This is a genomic window from Weissella sp. ESL1156 (assembly GCF_058505625.1).
Genome location: NZ_CP196372.1, coordinates 438,739 through 456,637, shown reverse-complemented (window position 1 = coordinate 456,637; position 17,899 = coordinate 438,739). Strand labels below are relative to the sequence as shown.

The 17,899-nt window shown below is 34.9% G+C and carries 19 protein-coding genes; 11 read left to right on the top strand and 8 right to left on the bottom strand.

What is annotated here, in order from left to right; all coding sequences use genetic code 11:
* Nucleotides 1-164 precede the first annotated feature (164 nt).
* The 3 genes from ACSKY2_RS02275 (at nucleotide 165) to asnS (ending at nucleotide 4,909) form a co-directional block, all read left to right on the top strand.
* On the top strand, nucleotides 165-2,987 hold the full coding sequence (locus ACSKY2_RS02275) for a helicase C-terminal domain-containing protein (protein WP_489877984.1): 2,823 nt from the start codon (nucleotides 165-167) through the stop codon (nucleotides 2,985-2,987).
* An 81-nt stretch (nucleotides 2,988-3,068) separates the two neighbouring features.
* Entirely contained in the window at nucleotides 3,069-3,581 is a 513-nt protein-coding gene (locus tag ACSKY2_RS02270; RefSeq protein ID WP_489839542.1) for a cell wall elongation regulator TseB-like domain-containing protein, read from the top strand.
* A 32-nt stretch (nucleotides 3,582-3,613) separates the two neighbouring features.
* Nucleotides 3,614-4,909, top strand: coding sequence for an asparagine--tRNA ligase (asnS, locus tag ACSKY2_RS02265; protein WP_489877983.1), 1,296 nt, complete (start codon nucleotides 3,614-3,616; stop codon nucleotides 4,907-4,909).
* Nucleotides 4,910-5,086: 177 nt separating this feature from the next.
* On the opposite strand, the gene ACSKY2_RS02260 is transcribed toward asnS, so the two are convergent.
* Together ACSKY2_RS02260 and ACSKY2_RS02255 are read right to left on the bottom strand one after the other, a co-directional pair.
* The gene (locus ACSKY2_RS02260; RefSeq protein WP_489877982.1) at nucleotides 5,087-5,215 is read right to left on the bottom strand and encodes a hypothetical protein; all 129 of its coding nucleotides are present in this window, start codon (nucleotides 5,213-5,215) and stop codon (nucleotides 5,087-5,089) included.
* Nucleotides 5,216-5,236: 21 nt separating this feature from the next.
* Nucleotides 5,237-6,043: a tyrosine-type recombinase/integrase gene (locus ACSKY2_RS02255; protein WP_489877981.1), complete on the bottom strand. Its 807-nt coding sequence runs from the start codon at nucleotides 6,041-6,043 to the stop codon at nucleotides 5,237-5,239.
* A gap of 185 nt (nucleotides 6,044-6,228) precedes the next feature.
* Between ACSKY2_RS02255 and ACSKY2_RS02250 the strand changes: the two genes are divergently transcribed.
* Nucleotides 6,229-6,849, top strand: coding sequence for a hypothetical protein (locus tag ACSKY2_RS02250; protein ID WP_489877980.1), 621 nt, complete (start codon nucleotides 6,229-6,231; stop codon nucleotides 6,847-6,849).
* Here the strand turns inward: ACSKY2_RS02250 and ACSKY2_RS02245 are convergent.
* The 4 genes from ACSKY2_RS02245 to ACSKY2_RS02230 are packed head-to-tail and all read right to left on the bottom strand — an operon-like array spanning nucleotide 6,846 to nucleotide 8,071.
* Nucleotides 6,846-7,043 (bottom strand): hypothetical protein, encoded by a 198-nt coding sequence (locus ACSKY2_RS02245; RefSeq protein ID WP_489877979.1) that lies wholly within the window; start codon nucleotides 7,041-7,043, stop codon nucleotides 6,846-6,848. The two genes, ACSKY2_RS02250 and ACSKY2_RS02245, sit on opposite strands and share 4 nt — an antisense overlap.
* A 41-nt stretch (nucleotides 7,044-7,084) precedes the next feature.
* Nucleotides 7,085-7,297: a hypothetical protein gene (locus tag ACSKY2_RS02240; protein ID WP_489877978.1), complete on the bottom strand. Its 213-nt coding sequence runs from the start codon at nucleotides 7,295-7,297 to the stop codon at nucleotides 7,085-7,087.
* Nucleotides 7,298-7,310: 13 nt separating this feature from the next.
* Entirely contained in the window at nucleotides 7,311-7,718 is a 408-nt protein-coding gene (locus tag ACSKY2_RS02235; protein WP_489877977.1) for an ImmA/IrrE family metallo-endopeptidase, read from the bottom strand.
* Nucleotides 7,715-8,071, bottom strand: a complete 357-nt coding sequence (locus tag ACSKY2_RS02230; protein WP_489877976.1) for a helix-turn-helix domain-containing protein — start codon at nucleotides 8,069-8,071, stop codon at nucleotides 7,715-7,717. Before ACSKY2_RS02230 ends, ACSKY2_RS02235 begins: the two co-directional genes overlap by 4 nt.
* Before the next feature lie 279 nt (nucleotides 8,072-8,350).
* Here ACSKY2_RS02230 and ACSKY2_RS02225 point away from each other — a divergent pair, with 279 nt between their 5' ends.
* The 6 genes from ACSKY2_RS02225 (at nucleotide 8,351) to ACSKY2_RS02200 (ending at nucleotide 14,202) form a co-directional block, all read left to right on the top strand.
* Nucleotides 8,351-8,578 (top strand): hypothetical protein, encoded by a 228-nt coding sequence (locus ACSKY2_RS02225; protein ID WP_489877975.1) that lies wholly within the window; start codon nucleotides 8,351-8,353, stop codon nucleotides 8,576-8,578.
* 618 nt (nucleotides 8,579-9,196) lie between these two features.
* A complete protein-coding gene (locus ACSKY2_RS02220) occupies nucleotides 9,197-11,611 on the top strand; it encodes a mucin-binding protein (RefSeq protein ID WP_489877974.1) in 2,415 nt (804 codons plus the stop codon).
* Nucleotides 11,612-11,857: 246 nt separating this feature from the next.
* Nucleotides 11,858-12,037 (top strand): hypothetical protein, encoded by a 180-nt coding sequence (locus ACSKY2_RS02215; protein WP_489877973.1) that lies wholly within the window; start codon nucleotides 11,858-11,860, stop codon nucleotides 12,035-12,037.
* A 38-nt stretch (nucleotides 12,038-12,075) separates the two neighbouring features.
* Nucleotides 12,076-12,300, top strand: a complete 225-nt coding sequence (locus ACSKY2_RS02210) for a GH25 family lysozyme (protein ID WP_489877972.1) — start codon at nucleotides 12,076-12,078, stop codon at nucleotides 12,298-12,300.
* Complete coding sequence (locus ACSKY2_RS02205; RefSeq protein ID WP_489877971.1) at nucleotides 12,300-13,133, top strand: GH25 family lysozyme; 834 nt, start codon at nucleotides 12,300-12,302, stop codon at nucleotides 13,131-13,133. The genes ACSKY2_RS02210 and ACSKY2_RS02205 overlap by 1 nt, the downstream gene beginning before the upstream one ends.
* A gap of 337 nt (nucleotides 13,134-13,470) precedes the next feature.
* The gene (locus tag ACSKY2_RS02200; RefSeq protein WP_489877970.1) at nucleotides 13,471-14,202 is read left to right on the top strand and encodes a DnaD domain-containing protein; all 732 of its coding nucleotides are present in this window, start codon (nucleotides 13,471-13,473) and stop codon (nucleotides 14,200-14,202) included.
* A gap of 57 nt (nucleotides 14,203-14,259) precedes the next feature.
* Here the strand turns inward: ACSKY2_RS02200 and ACSKY2_RS02195 are convergent, their stop codons facing one another.
* The gene (locus tag ACSKY2_RS02195) at nucleotides 14,260-16,560 is read right to left on the bottom strand and encodes a PBP1A family penicillin-binding protein (RefSeq protein WP_489877969.1); all 2,301 of its coding nucleotides are present in this window, start codon (nucleotides 16,558-16,560) and stop codon (nucleotides 14,260-14,262) included.
* The gene (recU, locus tag ACSKY2_RS02190; protein ID WP_489877968.1) at nucleotides 16,557-17,183 is read right to left on the bottom strand and encodes a Holliday junction resolvase RecU; all 627 of its coding nucleotides are present in this window, start codon (nucleotides 17,181-17,183) and stop codon (nucleotides 16,557-16,559) included. The genes ACSKY2_RS02195 and recU overlap by 4 nt, the downstream gene beginning before the upstream one ends.
* 114 nt (nucleotides 17,184-17,297) lie before the next feature.
* Between recU and ACSKY2_RS02185 the strand changes: the two genes are divergently transcribed.
* A complete protein-coding gene (locus ACSKY2_RS02185; RefSeq protein ID WP_489839547.1) occupies nucleotides 17,298-17,870 on the top strand; it encodes an SLOG family protein in 573 nt (190 codons plus the stop codon).
* Nucleotides 17,871-17,899 lie beyond the last annotated feature (29 nt).

Sequence of the window (17,899 nt, the reverse complement as noted above, 5' to 3'; positions counted from 1 at the left end):
TAAATTACTTTATATAAATGAAATTTTACATATTGTCAACTGTTCGTTTTATAATGTATTTTATATGAAAGGTAAATAATTTATTGTTATATAAGGCAAATTTTAGACTGCAGATATGCTATAATCAAGCTAAGATTACAAAGAGAAAGTCGTGGTACGTTTCGATGCTAAATAAAGACATCTATGCGGTTGTTGATCTTGAAACAACCCGTACAACGAGCGAATCAGGCCGTATTATCCAAATTGCGATTGCGTTCGTGCAGAATAAAAAAATTATTAATCAATTTTCAACTTTAATTAACCCAAATGAAATAATCCCGCGTAATATTATCCAGCTAACTGGGATTACGCAAGAAATGGTGCAACAGGCACCCGTATTTGAAGATGTTGCAGAATCAATTTATACGATGTTATCCGGCACTATTTTCGTTGCGCATAATGTGAACTTTGATTTACCATTTTTAAATGCTGAATTTCAGCGAATTGGTTTATCACCACTACGGTTAACAGCGATTGATACGGTAACACTAAGTCAAATTGTTTGGCCAACGGCACCGGGATTTCGCTTAGTCGATTTAACATCATATTTATCATTATCGCATGGTCACCCACATCAGGCTGACAGTGATGCTTTAGCAACAGGTGCTTTATTAATTAAAATAATGGATCGCCTTGAAAAATTACCGATTGTCACGCTACAAGCATTAGTTGATTTACCATTAGTTTTACCACAAGATACAGCACATTTATTTGAACAAGTACTTCTCAGAGCAAAAGCGTTACGGCGACCTTTACCAAAACATTTGCAAGTTATTGATGGTTTAGCCATTCGCCGATTTAGTGATCCTGAGGTACTCGTACCCAAGCAAGGAGAGTCGTATCCAGCAAAACGAGCAGCTAAACAGCAGCTTTACGGCAAGAAACTAGTCTATCGTGAGCAACAGGCTAAGTTAATGAACGCAATCAAAAATCATTATACTAATACCGTTTTATCGGAAGTGCCAGGTGAATCAGCTTTTATTGCAGAAGCACCTACTGGTATGGGAAAAACACTTGGCTTTTTATTACCGTATGCTTACCTAGCAAATGATAATAAAAAACAAGTTGTTGTGACAGAACCAACCATTACTTTGCAAACACAAATTACTGAAACTGTTAACACTGTTTTACATGATATTTTACCTTTTGAGGTACGAGCAGTAAGTTTAAAAGGAAGACGACATTATTTGAATTTGCAAAGTTTTAAGCGCTCTTTACAAATTGATGAGGGAACAACTTCACTACAATTTATCAAAGCACAAATTTTAGTTTGGTTAACAGAAACAACGAGAGGGGATTTTGATGAATTACATCTAATGAATGCCCAGCAAAAATTTATTGCAAAGTTGTCACAAAATGCCAATAATCCAATTGGTTCACCGTTTTATGGTTATGAATTTTTTGAACGGCAGCACATTTTGGCACAACAATCACAATTTCTGATTGTGAATCATAATTATTTAGCAGAATACGCGAATGAATTGGGCACAAAACAAAATCCGCCATATTTAGTCATTGATGAAGCGCAAAACTTGCCAGCTGCCATTTTGGAACAAAGTCGGCACCACTTGCCAATTCAAATCTGGATTGCCAGAGTACAAACAGCTATTAATCTTATTTTACAAGACGTTCAACCAGCAATTGGCAATATATTACGACATATAGTTGGTGGTGAACAGCTACGAAATCATTTATTACGCTCATTAGAGCAATTAGCAAATGAAATTCCACAGTTGCAAGTTGCTTTGTATCGACGTTTTTTACTTAACAAGAGAACCCCACCAACACAAGGAAGGTATGAAATTGCTTTAGCTAATAATGATTTTGCACAATTTTGGGTAGATCAAGCGAACCATGTTAAAACGATTCATGATGAAGTACAAAATCTAGATGATACCTTACAGTTATTACTAAAAGAGTTCAGCGGTACAAAAGGCAAATTTTCATTAGGTGAACGCCAACAACTGGCTGATTTCCGTCGATTATTAGATAGTATTACACAGTACGAAAAACAATTAATGACTTTCCAACAAGATTTAGTGGACTTTCCAGATGCTAGTATCTTCTGGTTAACTGAATCACAAAATCGTGATAGTAGTAATTTACAATTAAGTGGTGGCCTACTGCATACATTAAACTATTTTAAAGAGAAGGTGTATCCACACTTTATGCCTCCAACAATTATTGGTGCAACATTGTTTACTTCTACAAAATCTGGCTACTTGTATGATCGTTTGAATTTGGATAAAGACACGGCAACAGTACGACATTATCCAGATATTTTTGACTTTAAAAATCAAGCTGATTTGATTATGGTTAAGAATGCACCGTTACCAACAAGTGTGAACTTTGCTAATTATTTAGCCAAACAGTTAGTTGATGTCACAACAGCTATAAATCAAAATACATTAGTTCTGTTCAATTCTTTAGATACAATTCGCCAAGTATATAATCATATTCAAAGTAATCGAAAATTTCAACAAACACAGTTAACATTATTAGCACAGGGAATTACAGGTACTCGTGGTAAAATCAGAAAACGGATGCAAAGTGAACACCATCTCGTTGTTTTAGGTGCTGCTAGTTTCTGGGAAGGTATTGACTTACCTGGAGACCAACTAAAATTATTAGTTATTGCTCGTCTACCTTTTGACCGTCCAGATTCTGTTTTACAAAAGGCAGAAGAAGCTGTTTTGACAGCACAAGGCAAACAGCCATTTTATCAAAGTACACTGCCTAAAGCTGTTTTAAAATTACGCCAGGGCGTTGGACGCTTAATCCGCACGCCAGCGGACCATGGTGCTATTATTATTTACGATACAAGAATTATTACAAAGTCTTATGGTAAAACTTTGCGAAAAATGTTACCTAATAATTTACCACAAAAGGAATTAAATGATTCTGATGTTGTTAGAGAGTTAAAAGATTTCTTTGATGAACATCTTTAATAAGATTGGAAAATTTGGTAAAGTAGTAAGTGGTTTATTTTTACAGTAGGCAAGACTATTAAAGTAAAGGAGCTTAGTATCATGGAGATGCGATCAACGGTCCACGGACGCCGTGGTAAGCGGCTTCGACACTGGTTACTTGGCATTCTAGTGTTTTTGTTTATTATTTTGATTGGTGTATCGATATTAGGAGAAGCACAAAGGCCCGTTGATGTGGCCAGAAATCGTGTAACTAAGCTTGCTAAGCAATCAAACGATTTAACTTCTGTCTCAAAATTTTATCGAATTTCACGACAACATACTTATTACAGTGCAATCGGTGAAAATAAAAAACATCAAACGGTTGGTGTTATTGTTCAGGGAAAGTCAAATAAACTAACAACAATAAAAATGTCAGATGGTTTATCTGAGAGTCGTGTCCGTCAGTTAGTCGAGAAACAGTATCAACCTAAAAAAATAACAAGTATTGGTCTTGCTATATATAAAAAAGTACCTGTTTGGCAGTTAACATTTATTGACAAAGATAATAATTTAAATTTCATTACTTATCAATTCTCAGACGGTAAACAAGTTCAAACAATTCGTCATTTATAAAAAATAAATAATTTATAAGGGAGCTTAAAACAATGGAGACTATTCGCATTGAAGACGCGAAGAACTATGTTGGCCAAGAAGTCCGCTTAGGTGCTTGGTTAAGAAATAAACGTGGATCAGGGAAAATGCAATTTTTACAATTGCGTGATGGCACGGCTTTTTTTCAAGGAGTGGTTGTTAAGTCAGTTGTTGGTGAAGAAATTTTTGCCAAAGCAAAGGCACTTTCACAAGAAACAAGTATGTATTTGGTTGGAACAATTGTTGCTGATGAACGATCACCATTTGGTTATGAAATGCAAGTGAAAGATTTGACGGTTGTTGGTAGCTCACAAGACTATCCGATTACACCAAAAGAGCATGGTACAGAGTTTTTGATGGATCATCGTCACTTATATTTGCGTCATATCCAACCATTTGCTGTCCTACGTATTCGTAATACTTTGATTGCAGCAACGTATGAATTTTTCAACAAAGAAGGCTTTATTAAAATTGATTCACCATTATTAACGGGTTCAGCTCCTGAAGGTACCACAGAATTGTTTCATACTGAATACTTTGATGAAGATGCCTACTTATCACAAACTGGTCAATTATATGCTGAAGCTGGGGCAATGGCATTCGGGCGTGTCTTTACATTTGGGCCAACGTTTCGAGCTGAAAAATCTAAAACACGTCGTCATCTAACAGAATTTTGGATGATTGAGCCTGAAATGGCCTGGATGACTCAAGAGGATTCATTAAAAATTCAAGAACGTTATATTGCTTATTTGATTCAAGCCGTTTTGGATCGTAACGAATATGAATTGGATTTATTAGGGCGTGATAAAGATTTATTAAAGTCTTATACACAATTACCATATCCACGTATCTCTTATGATGATGCTATTACTTTGCTTCAGGAAAATGATTTTGATGTTAAGTGGGGGGTTGACTTTGGCTCACCAGAAGAAACCTTTTTAGCAAATCACTTTGCAAAACCTGTCTTTATCGTCAACTTTCCTAAAGAAATTAAGGCTTTTTACATGAAACGCCATCCAACCCGTGACGATGTTGTCATATCTGCTGATCTGCTAGCTCCTGAGGGCTATGGCGAAATTATTGGTGGTTCAGAGCGTGATACTGATTATGACTATCTTGAAGCACGTATTAAAGAACAAGGATTAGACCTAAATGAATATTCATGGTACTTAGATTTACGTAAGTATGGTTCCGTGCCACATTCAGGATTTGGTTTAGGACTAGAACGTGCTGTCACTTGGATTACAGGTGAGGAACATATTCGTGAAGCGATACCGTTTCCACGAACCATGAATCGCCTATGGCCATAAACAAATTATAAACACTATTAAACCGCTATAATCGTTGTTAAGCCAATGGTTATAGCGGTTTTTATTTGTTTGTTAAAGTACGCTAGTGTTCTATAATATTCGATAAAATTCCCACAAAATCCCACAATTTTAAAAATATTCCCACAAAATCCCAAAAAAAAAATCTAGCCAAAAATGCTAGATTTCATCTAAAAATTTAATCGTTTTTTCTTCTTCACTTGTCTGTTTTTCTATTAACAAATGAGCATAAATTTGTTGCGTTATTAAAATATTTCGATGACCTAATCGTTTTGATGCATAGGTCATATCAACACCTTTATCTAATAGTTATGATACATGTGAATGCCGCAATCCATGTACAGAAACAATATTACTGAAATTATGTTCACGTTCGATTCTTTCAAACCAAGTATTACAAATGGTAGCATAGCGACGACCATCAAATAATTCTTCTTTATCATTCCAGGTTTCTTTTGCATCAATAAATTTCTGATAATTAATAAAGAAACGTTTAGGCATAGCAATTGTTCTAATTGCTGATTCTGTTTTAGGAGGGGTAGATTCACCTGATAAACGTTGTTTCGTTTTGTTTATTGTAATTGTATGATCTATTAAATTAATATCATTTTTTGTTAATGCTAATGCTTCACCAGCTCGCATACCTGACAATGCAATTAAATAAATCATAAACGAAGTTCGCCATGTTATCAGTTTTTCATCCGATTCTATAAAATCAATAAGCCAATTAAATTCATCTACCTGAATAAATTTTTCTTCATCTGACTTAGGCTTTTCACCAGGAATAACTGTTCCAAAAGTAGGGTCAGATTGAATTAAGCCGTCGTGAAATGCTTGTGTTATAACTTGTTTAATGATTTGATTTCTTTTCGTAACAGAACTGCGTTTCTTACCTTTAGCATAATCATTTAAATAAGTTTGATATGACTGACGTGTAATATCACTCAACATAACATCAGCGAAATAAACGTCAACAATATATTTTTCTACTGCATTCCAAGCTACATAGGTTGATTCTTTTAAATCCGCTTTTGGTTTTTCTTTTATAGCGACCGTTTTTATCTTTAACAGAAGTAGTAACTTCAGCACGCCATCCTGTTTTTGTTTTAAAAACACTCATAAAAATATCCTTTCAAATAATCCAGTATGTTATACTGAATAGGTAAAAAGCGCATAAAACCGCTTTGTTAATATTGAGATGCACGTACACACTTGTTTGGCGATAGGGGTGTGCGTGTTTATTTTGATAAAGTTATTCAACGTGTTGTATAATAAGCTAAATAATAGTACGAGTAGAAACCATGAAAGAAATTATTACATTTTTAATTGTTTCAGGTGGATTAGGCTTTTTCAATCTATATATCGCTCAAGAGAGTGATTTACTTTATTTTGGAAAATATAACAAAGAGGAACGTTTGGCTTGGCTCTCTGTATATACAATAATAAATTTTTTACTAATTAAAGCTGGAATTTGGATTTTTAAAACATTAAGCGTCATTCATTTTGGTATTATAGTAAGTATTTTAATCTTAGTTTCAATGCTAATAGTAGATTTAGTTGGAACTTTATTATTACCAATTTTTATAAATTGGTTAATTAAAATCATCAGAATACTTTTAAAAAAAGGGGCACGCGCTTATTTACCACCTACCAATTCGTTTTTTGAGGATATTGATCAATGGCAGCTGTTTACTTTTGATTTTGATGGAAATTTCATTTCTTCAGGTCCTATAATACAGGGAACAGAAGAACGTCAAATAGATTTATTATTAGAGATAGTACCAACGCCATTAGAAAACGAAGAGAGTTATCATAAGTTTTTAACTGGTTCTGTAGAAATGGCTAGAAAAAACATGATAGAAATTAATGAATTAACAGACTATACCAATAAAATTCATTTTGTTAAAATCAAGAAGTGTTAATTCTTTTTATTTTGTTTCATTTCTTTCTTTAGTTGATCATATAAGTTGATGTAATCTTCAGGTTTTTGTCCTAACTTAGATTTAGTCATGCTACGCGTTTCATATGTAGACATGGACTTTTTTATTTCACCAGACGTATTTTCAAGTAACTTTTTAGCTCTCTTGCTTATATTTTCTTGATAGTGGTTAGACATATTCATCATCTCCTTTCACGTCACCTTAACGGGTGGCTTTTTTATTTATTATCATATTTATTAACGTAGTAACCGATAATTCCTAAGACTACTAAAACCGCACATATAATGCTGATTATGACAAAATGATCTAAGAAAAAACCAATTATGCTAGTAATGATGACGGCTAGTATTAGCCAAGGTATCAAAGTCCACAATCCTTCTAAAATAATGAAAAACAATGCAATAAAGCCAATTATTCCAAATAAAAACATGCTAACTACCTCTTTATTTATAAATAACTTCTTTAACTAATTCTTCAAAATGATTTGGAAGTCCAAATTCACACATAAAATCAAGATAATTACGGTATTCATTAGGGGTGTCCTCGTAAACAATATCAGTAATCAATTGAAGCGCATGTTGATGAGCTTGATGTTCCTCGTACTTTCGACTGTAAATTGAAAAGGTATAAACTGACTGGGCATCAAAATCACCAAATAAAATATGAGATAACTCGTGAGCCAATCTAAAGGCATAGCTGATAGAAGTATCAAAGTCAAGATTCATCATAAAGATAATTCTATCCTTAACAATAGCTACATCTGGGTCACAAGAATCGCTATGAGTTTCAATAATGATAATGTTATTCGCTAGGGAAATATCATTTAACCTAGAAACAACATAAGATGTCATTTATCATCACCCCGCATTTTTCTTATAGTGCGAATTTGGTCAATGATAAATTGACGGTATTCATCAGTGATTTCGATACCATCTAGTGAAAGAATAGTAGGGTCTTTTTCAACATCTACTTCACTAATTGATGACTCTTTTTTATTTGCGTGCATATCGCCAGTGTTACCTAGTAGGTAATCGACTGAGACGTCTAGAACCTCAGCAACTTTTTTTAATGAATCAGTTCGTGGAGTTTTATCACGCCATTGATAAATAGCATTAGGCCCAAGACCAGCATTTTCTGATAAAACTCGTAAACTACTGTACCCTTTCTTTTTTGCAATATTTTTTATACGATCGAATGTTGTCATTTCAGTACCTCATAGAGGTATCACAAATAAAATTTACGCTTTTTAGTGCAAAACTATTACAATTACCATTTAGCGTGTTATTATTATCCATGTACCTTAGTTCTTTACAAAAGTGGTACACAAAAGTAATTGCTAATAACGACAATTTTTTCAGGAAACGACGTTATAGCAGTTGTTTTATGTGCTTTATTTATGTGTACATAGTAGCACGCTAAAGCGTACATGTAAACAAAAGTAGGGAACAAAAGTACACCAAAATAATAAAAAGGAGGTTAACCGATGGTAGCAATCACAATTAATCAATCTTATTTAGACAGGGTTGGCCGATTAGTTGGAGAATTATATGCTGCTCAAATGACAGAAAAAGAAGTCTATGAGCATTTAGGTATTTCTAAATCGACGTGGATAAAAGTTAACTCAGGAACTGCAGGGCAGAACACAATTGATCGTGTTTTAAATGATTCAGAAATGTATGTATCTGGCGTATTAAACGAACGAAGAAAATAAAGAATGTCCATTCATTTATGATTATAAATTATCGCTTACCGATACAGCTGATTCAATTGATCAGATTGATGATTTAATGATGGATGCTGTTGGCGTTGTAGCAGGCATTAAACCAGCAAAAGCTGTTAATGATGGTAGCCAATGGGCTAACTCACATCAGGAAGTTATTGAGGTTGATGAATAATGGAATTGCAAGAATGAAAGCTGAATATGATATGCGAGACCTATTAGAACATCAATCAGCTTATGTTCTATATATGGCAGAATATGGAAGAACAAAAACATGGCATTTTAATTAAATTTTGCAAATTCTAAAAATGCAATACGCCGTGATATGACAGCTGAACAGATCATTGATGGGTTTATGAATAGTGAGGACAAATAAATGAAAATTCATGAATTAAAACTAGAGGGTGCTGATTTCGATGATGTTCAATATGGCATTAAAATATTCGAGATTGGAAAAATAACTGTAATTTTAAAGTAGGTTGTACAAAAAGGTTCTTAAAACCAATTTTAAGAACTTATTAGACTTAAATGTTACTTTTTTGCGAATATAAAATTAAGATAATATGATATATTTTAACTGTAGTTTGTTTAATTACGATTAGGAGATAGATGATATATATGCAACAAAACAGAATACATTATAAAATGTATAGAAGTGGTAAAAAATGGATGTTCGCAGGAATAACTGTACTTGCGGTTGGAAGTGGTTTATATATTGATACTGGAATGGTGCACGCAGATACCACAACAGTAAATGAGACAACTACGGCTATTAAAGAGTCTGTGACTAAATATAATAAGACAGATAATAGCAATGAAACCAGAGACAATTCTGAAGTTGTTCCATCAAATAGTTTTCCAAAACAAGATTCAAAGACGTCTGACGAAGAAATATCTAATAATAATAGTGTTGACACTAATGGTGATGTAAACGTTTCTCAAGAAGCAACTAATAGTTCTTCAGATGAATCTGCAGTTGTTTCTAATAGTGATGAGCATGGTTTAAGTGATAACTCAATTAACAATACAAAAGGCGATAATGGTAACAGTGTACAGAGTACAAATGATACTCAGGGGGAAAATGATGATGCGTCTCCAGGCGATAATGACATACCTGGGATAGATGCAAATCATGATTCAGATAAAACTGATCATGTCAGTAGTACTGAAAATCAACAAAATGGTTATCAGGATGGACCGACAGTAAAGACAAATACAATTACTGAGAATCAAGCAAAAGGTAAAAAAGCACTCAGTAATTCAAAACAAATTAATTATAGATCAGAAAACACTTCTGTAAAGAAAACCGTAATTAATCAGCCAGTTACACTAAATTCACAGGTCAGTGACCCAATTTACCCTGGAAATATGTGGAAAGATCCTAACCAAGATCATTACGCTTTTTTAAATATTCAAAAAGGAAATAATACACAACAGATTGTAGTCTCAACGGATCGTGCAGGGACAGGAATTTTATATATTTATTTAATTAACAATCAAACTAAAGAAATTATAGACCAAAGAACCTTACAAAAAAATCAAAGTGTTACTTTATCTAATGGCGTAAAAGTTTATAATGATGATTACAGTGGATTAGTTCAGAGTTATGGATGGAGAGAAAATTATGGTATCGGTGCATACGACGATACTATTCTTTATAGTATGTTTACATTTCTAACTCCACATTTAATTACTCAGACTGTATCTTATACAGATGAAAATGGGAATAATGTTATTGATTCAGCAGGCCATGAGATTCTACCTATTAAACAAGAGGGCTTAACTGGTCAAAGATACACAACTAATTTACCTAGTGTTATCAATGGTTATTTTGTGATTAACCCAGATAATACTTCCGGTACTATGTCTGAGTTTGGTTATATTGGTAAAAAATATATTAAAGACTTTCACGATGGATATAATAAGATAATCTTTACTGAGGTGGACGGTAAAGGAACAATGAATGTTGAAATACTTGATCAGAGTAATAGAGTTGTGTATAAGTATGATGGCCTTAAAAAAGGACAAACTATTAGAAATGCGTATACTGGTGGAACGACAAATGTCACAATTAATAACCCTTATGTGGATCAAACTCACGATGTTCAATATGTTTACCATAAGTTGGGTGCGTTAGTACCGGATGTGCCAGGGGTTGATCCCGTACCATATCCAAATGATCCAAATGATCCAACAAAGCCAGGTGATCCAACGATTCCAAATGTACCAGGTTATACACCGGTTGATCCAGATGGTAAGCCATTAACACCGGGTGATACGTATCCAGTTGATCCAACGAAACCAGGTGAGGATACCCTATTGCATTACGCTGCTAATAAGCAACATGCTTCAGTAACGTATGTTGATGTAACTACGGGTAAGACCATTATGGTTGATCAGTTAACCGGTGCCAGTGATACCACGAGTGACTACCGAACGCACGATCGCATTGTCGAATTGAATAAGCAAGGATACGAGTTAGTATCGGATACTTATCCATCAGGTGGAGTGGTTTTTGATCACGATGATGTAGCAAATCAAGATTACACAGTGACCCTAAAACATACGACCACAATCATTACACCGGATGAACCAGGTAAACCAATTAATCCAGATGAAAGCAGCAGCACATCAAGTAATGGTACAACAGCAAGCGATGACACAACAAGTCAGACATCAACGTCAGATAGTAGCAATACATCAGTAAGTAAGCCTGATGGTCATGATAATGCTTCACCTCATACGCCAATTGCTGGTGGATCTGTTGCTGCTACAGTAGGTAGTCATGAGCCAATTGTTACATTAGCACACGGTGGTAATAGTTCTGCCACTAATAGTCAATATTCTACGCTTGTAGAGAGTCAACAACAGGTTGACCCAACAACTAAAGCAAATTTGCCTAAAACAGCAGTTAAGATGGCAAATAATGTTAATGAACATAAGGGTATTTATAGCTTATTGGTTGCTGTCGTAGTTCTGCTTACGAGCGGATTAGTATTGATCAAATCTAAGCGTAAGCATTAAAAATAGTTTTAAGTAAAAAACAACCGTTATACATTAACTAATTGTTGATATATAGCGGTTTTTTTGTGTAAAAAGCTTACCACCAGCGATAAGCTATCAATTGCATCGATTGTTGCACCAATCCTGATGTGGTTAATTGATAAGTTCTGGAAGTAAGCTCAGCAAGCCAAAGGTGATGAAAAAAGTCACCGCCTTTGGTGTATATTCATATCTTAACACAAAATGAAATTTATAAGAGATTTTAACTTGATAGTAATTGGTATATTGCTGATGTTATATGTAATTACTGGTTGGCAATGGTTATTTGTAGTAATTGGTGTTATCTCTGGCGGTGGCGTTGTTGAAACGCCCACGGTGGATCAACCAAAAACAGACGAACCTGTTAAGGTTACCGAAGTAGCTGATACGACAGGAGGAAACCAATGAACAAAAATTAAACCACTATTTTAGCAGTTGGTGCTGTATTGGCGTTAGGTGGTGTTGGTGAAACAACCGTTCATGCTGATACACCGCGTGTGGATATGGTGGATGTCTCAAACCATAATGGACAAATGACCGTACCTGAATTTACCTACATGCGAAATAATTATGGTATGAAAGCTGTCACGACTAAAATCAGCGAGGGCGTTGGCTACCATGATTACACGGCACGGGGAAACATTGCTGCTGCTGAACAAGCTGGTGTGTAGTGTACATTAATGGCTATCACTATTTACACGCAACCACGGTCGCTGGTGCTGTTCAAGAAGCTGATTACGCTGTTAATATGGCTAAAGCTGACGGCTTACCAGTTGGTGCTGTTTTAGCTGTTGACATTGAGAATCAAGATCAAATCGCGATGGGTCGTGCAATGCAACCTGTTGCTAGAGCGTTTGAAAGCGAAGTCGCTCGGGCTGGTGGGTATCGCTCAACAACTTATACAGGCGGTTCAGCAATTTCAGTAAGCCCTGACGGTGAAAAAGCGTGGATAGCAGCATATCCATATGTGCCAACGTCAGCAATGCATCAATATAGTACAGAACGTTCATGGCAATGGACTTCAAGTCAAACATTTGCTAGTTCACTAGGACGTTTTGATGCTTCAATCTTGTATGACGACTTCTTCACCGCTGGGACAAACAAGACGGCTGTTGTGCCTAATGTGACACCAACTGCCCCTGTTGTAAACCACGATACATCAGCAATTAAACAATTTAAGAATGCTGGCAATCGCTTTACAGCATATAGGTCATTCAAAGTTGATAAGATTGCTTATGTAAACGGCATGTTGCAAGCTATCAATTACGATCTTGCAGGTGGCAAAGATGTCAATTGGACGACCAATGGTATTCCGTTAGCTATGCTTGATAATTTAACTCGTGGTAACTATCGTACTACCCAAGTAGGTGACACGGTTAGATTTATGGTCGGTTACAATTACGGGACTGTGGATCAATACGATAACAACTCAAATGGTGCAGGTATTGTTGAAGGACGTTATGGAAACGTTTGGTACAACGCTGATGCATTATTAGCAAAATAATTAATTAAGGCCTTACTCATTCATTTGGGTAAGGCTTTTTTGTGTTATTATATAGACTGAATTGATGTTTGAGATGTTATTTTAGTAAAATACAAAAATCAGTAAATTCCCACACTTATGCGTATTAAGTACTGGTATATACGCATTTCGCCGTTTCCACGAACCATGAATCGCCTATGGCATAAACAAAATTAAAATAAAACCAGTATAATCACTTAATAACGGTAATGTGATATATACTGGTTTTTACTTACTAATTCATAATTATATTGCCAAAATTTAAATATGATTATGATATGCTTATAAATAATATTTGCAAAGAAAGTGACCGATAGAAATGACAATTGATCAAAATAATGTCTTAAAATTTTTAAAAGTTGGTCAGACAACTTTAGACAACTTTTTATTACTTCATTATAGAGAAGTAGGTATGAATAATGAAGAACTTTTAGTTTACATCCAAACCAAAATGGGCATTGATCGTGGTAATCCAGAACCCAGTACTGAAAATATAGGTAATACAATGGGATGGTCTGCCAAAAAAGTGTTCTCGTTTCTTGAATCAATGCGCAAAAAGGGGTTAGTTGACTTTAATAGTCGTCATGCGAGTGATGGTAAAGTAACGACTGAACTCGATTTTAGCCCACTATATATGGCACTACTAGATATAAAAACAGATCATGAGCGTTTGACAACAAACCAAGGCATTCCCAAAATTGATAATGAACAGATTGCACGAGCTGATATTTATAATATGGTTGAACAAGAATTTGGTCGTCCTCTAAGTCAAATTGAAATTGAAACGATTAAAAATTGGTTCGATATTGACCATTTTGACCCCAAGTTTATTAAAGCGGCTATCCAAGAAGCCGTCTTAAATTCAGCACTTAATTTAAGATATATCGAAACTATTTTAATTTCTTGGCAGAAAAAAAATTATCACTCACTAAATGACATAAAAAATGAGCGTAATCGTCATACGACCTATAAACAATTACAAGTTGATGATGTGATTGATATTCCAACGAATGTTGATATTTTAAATACTGATTGGGAAAAATTTAAATAATAACACACAAAAAAGGAATGCCTAATTAGACATTCCTTTTACTTTACTACCTATTATTTATTGTGTAGGTGTTGTACTTTGTGTACTACTTGATTGTGAACCACTATCAGTGGACGTATTAGCACTACTTGTATTTTCTGAGGGTTGACTTGAACTTTCTGCTGAAGACGACGATGATTCTGAGCTGCTACTTGTCGATTCATTAGAAGTCGATGATGGTTCTGAGCTGCTACTTGATACCTCACTAGATGAAGAACTACGTGAGGAAGATCTTGAAGACGACTTTTTAATCACTTGACTAACTGTATCTTCAGAAGAAGTATTTGCACCAACAACAGAGTATTCTTTAACACCATTAATCGTCGAACTCTTTACCGTACTTGGCATTGTCCAATCCGAACCATCGGCGCCACCACTAGACATAATGTAATCCATCAAAGCTTTATAAACACGCAATGGTATAAATTGTTGTTCTCCAGATGCTAATGAGTGACCAGTTTCATTTGGTTGATCATAACCTGTCCAAACGGAAATTGATGCTGCTTTTGTAAATCCAGTAAACCATGAATCAGAGGCTGAACCATCCGGCATGTTCAATGAATCAGCATAAGCAGTAACACCAGTTTTACCAGCTTGTGCGTAGTCAGATGTGTTAATGATTTTGGCATATGAATCGGTTATGACTGATTTCATCATATTAGTCAGCATGAAAGCTGTTGATGATTTCATTGCCGTGCTACCTGTATTTTTGAATTCCTTAACAGCACCACTTTGGTCTGTAATCTTAGAAATATATTGCGGCTTGTAATAAGTACCACCGTTATCAAAGGCAGCAAAAGCAGCTGCTTCCTGTTCACTTGAAACATCAATACCAATGGCACTTGATGCAACAAGTTTGTTACTCTTAATTGGAATACCAACCTTATTTAAGAAAGCAGATGACTTATCGTAACCAACTTCTTGCAATGTTTTAATTGCTGGAATATTTCTTGAAAGGGCTAGTGCTTTACGCATTGTAATTTGACCAAGATAGGTGTGATCCGCATCGTATACAGATGTATTTGTTCCTGGATAAACATAGGCAGAATCATTAACTGCATGATTTGTTGACCAGCTCAAATTTTCAACTGCTGGACCATAATCAACTAATGGTTTAGCTGTTGATCCAGATGAACGCTTTGTATTCGTTGCGCGGTTTGAACCCTGTAACGTCGTCTGCTTACGACCACCAATTTGTGCTATAACTTTCCCATTCTTAGGATTTGTCACAGTTAATCCAACTTGCATGAGGTTATCCGTCCATGAAACATAGTCATTAGTATTAGTAATGTCGTATGCCCGTTTTTGAATATCAGGATCCAAATTAGTTTGTACGACCAAACCGTCTTTGTTTAAATCGTAACCCATCTTTGTTAATTTATTGCGAACAGAGGTAATATAAGCATCATCAACACGTGCATCTTTATCTTCAGAACTTAAGGTTGCATGTTCTGATGCTAAGCCATCCTTAATTGATGTTTTACTATATTTTGTTGCATCTGATTGTGAAATGACATTGTTACTTGCCATAGCTTGCAAAACTTCATTTCGACGAGCTGTTGCACCTTTTGGATTAGCATAAGGATCGTAGCCAGAAGGAGATTGAGGCAAGCCGGCTAGTAGGGCCATTTGTGGTACTGTCAACTGTGACAAGTCCTTGTTGAAATAATATTCAGCAGCTGTTTTCATACCATAAACGCCATTACCCATATAAACTTTATTCATATATAATGTTAAAATTTGGTTTTTTGAATATTGTTTCTCGAGTTTAATAGCCAACCAAGCTTCTTGCGCTTTACGCTTTAATGTTTGATCACTAGCATTTGTTGAAAATGCCGTTAATTTAATTAATTGTTGTGTCAGGGTAGACCCACCTTGTAAGCCCAGTGATGAACCAGTAACATTGGCAAACGCAGCGCCAATAATACGTTTAGGATCAACACCATTATGCTTATAGAAGCGACGATCTTCAATTGAAACAACAGCCATACGCATTTCTTTGGGAATTTCACTTTGCTTGGCGGTTTCTCGTTTTGACCCTGTTGAATAGAAAACATTCCCATCTTTATCTAAGAATTTGGTTTGTGATGTCCCAACTAAAGCTGCATTCGTCACTTTTGGTGCAGATGATGCATAATAAGCAAATAAACCAGCTCCAGCTAAACCACCAACAACGAATAAAATAACTAACGACCAAATCGTATACTTTAAAACACGTTTAAATTTTGAACTAGGTTTTTTTTGTTTTGGCTGAGAAGGCCGTTTATGATTTTTCGTGTTGTTACGTCCTCGTTCAACACGTGACATCTCTTCTGTCATAGTGCGTTATCTCCTTCTTGTTTACGTTGTGCTAATAATTTATCAACGGCCATTAAATAAGGGGTTGTTGGATTGACTTTAGGTTCTACTAATTCACCTGCATTAACAACTTCCTCATAAGGAATTGATTTTCGACCAGTTTCTTTATTTTCCCAATATTGAAAAATGAAGTTGGCCCAGACAACGTATGTTTCTTTTAAAACTGTAAATCTAATAATCATGAAAGCTAAACCATGTTGTTTTGCGATTGCTTTTAGATGTTGGATTTGATGGTCATGGATATTATTTAAAGGAAAAGAACGTTTATGGGTTGTTTCCTTGGCATCAAAGTCAATATAATATCCTTTATAAACACCATTATAATCCGTCGTAGAAGCTTGCCGAAAATACGCTTCTGTAATCTTAGCTGCAGAACGAGCCGGATAGCTCACATTGACAATTTGGATGGGTGTAGGTTTTTTATGTATAACCGCTTGCTCAGTTGCCAAATAATAGTCATTCGCAGCATTAATATCGGCTTCTAATGACATTCCGCGATTACTTTGCGAAATACCTGAACTAACACTAGGTTTTCGAAAAGCTTTTTGATTAAATGAATGTCCGTTGGGATAATTAAAAGTCATCATAAACTCCTAAAATTAAACTTTATCTTTGTTATTATACCAAAAGTGGTTCAATAGTAACAGTTTAGTGGAATTTGTAAGGAAAAAATAAGTTAAGAAAGGTCTTTATAATTAATGAATCGTCTTTGGGTAACCGGATTTCGTAGTTTTGAACTAGGTATTTTTAACACAAAAGATCCAAAATTAACTGTAATTAAATATGCACTAAAAAAAATTCTAAACATGAAAGTAGAAGATGGCTGTGAATGGCTGTTGACAGGGGGACAATTAGGTATTGAACAATGGGCTATTGAAGAGGCTTTACAACTAAAAGAACAACAATCTTTAAATTTTCAAATAGCACTCATGGTACCATTTTTAGATTTTGGTAGTCGTTGGCAACAAAATAAGCAAGAAAGATTAAATGAACTAAAACAATCTGTTGATTTTAGCAGTTCTGTTTTTCAATCAAACTATCAAAATCCACAACAGTTGCGATTATATCAAGAGTTTATGTTAAAGCATACAGAAAGTGCAGTCATATTTTATGATCAACAAGCTGAGAAATCACGAGCAAAATATGATTATCAAGCTATGAAAAAATTTTCCGAAAATCATAATTATCCAATCTTATTAGTTGATTTCGATCGTCTGCAAGAATATGCTGATGAATACCAGTTAGAAAATGCCGATGATTTTGATCAATAACAATCATAATAAATATTATTTTTTACATA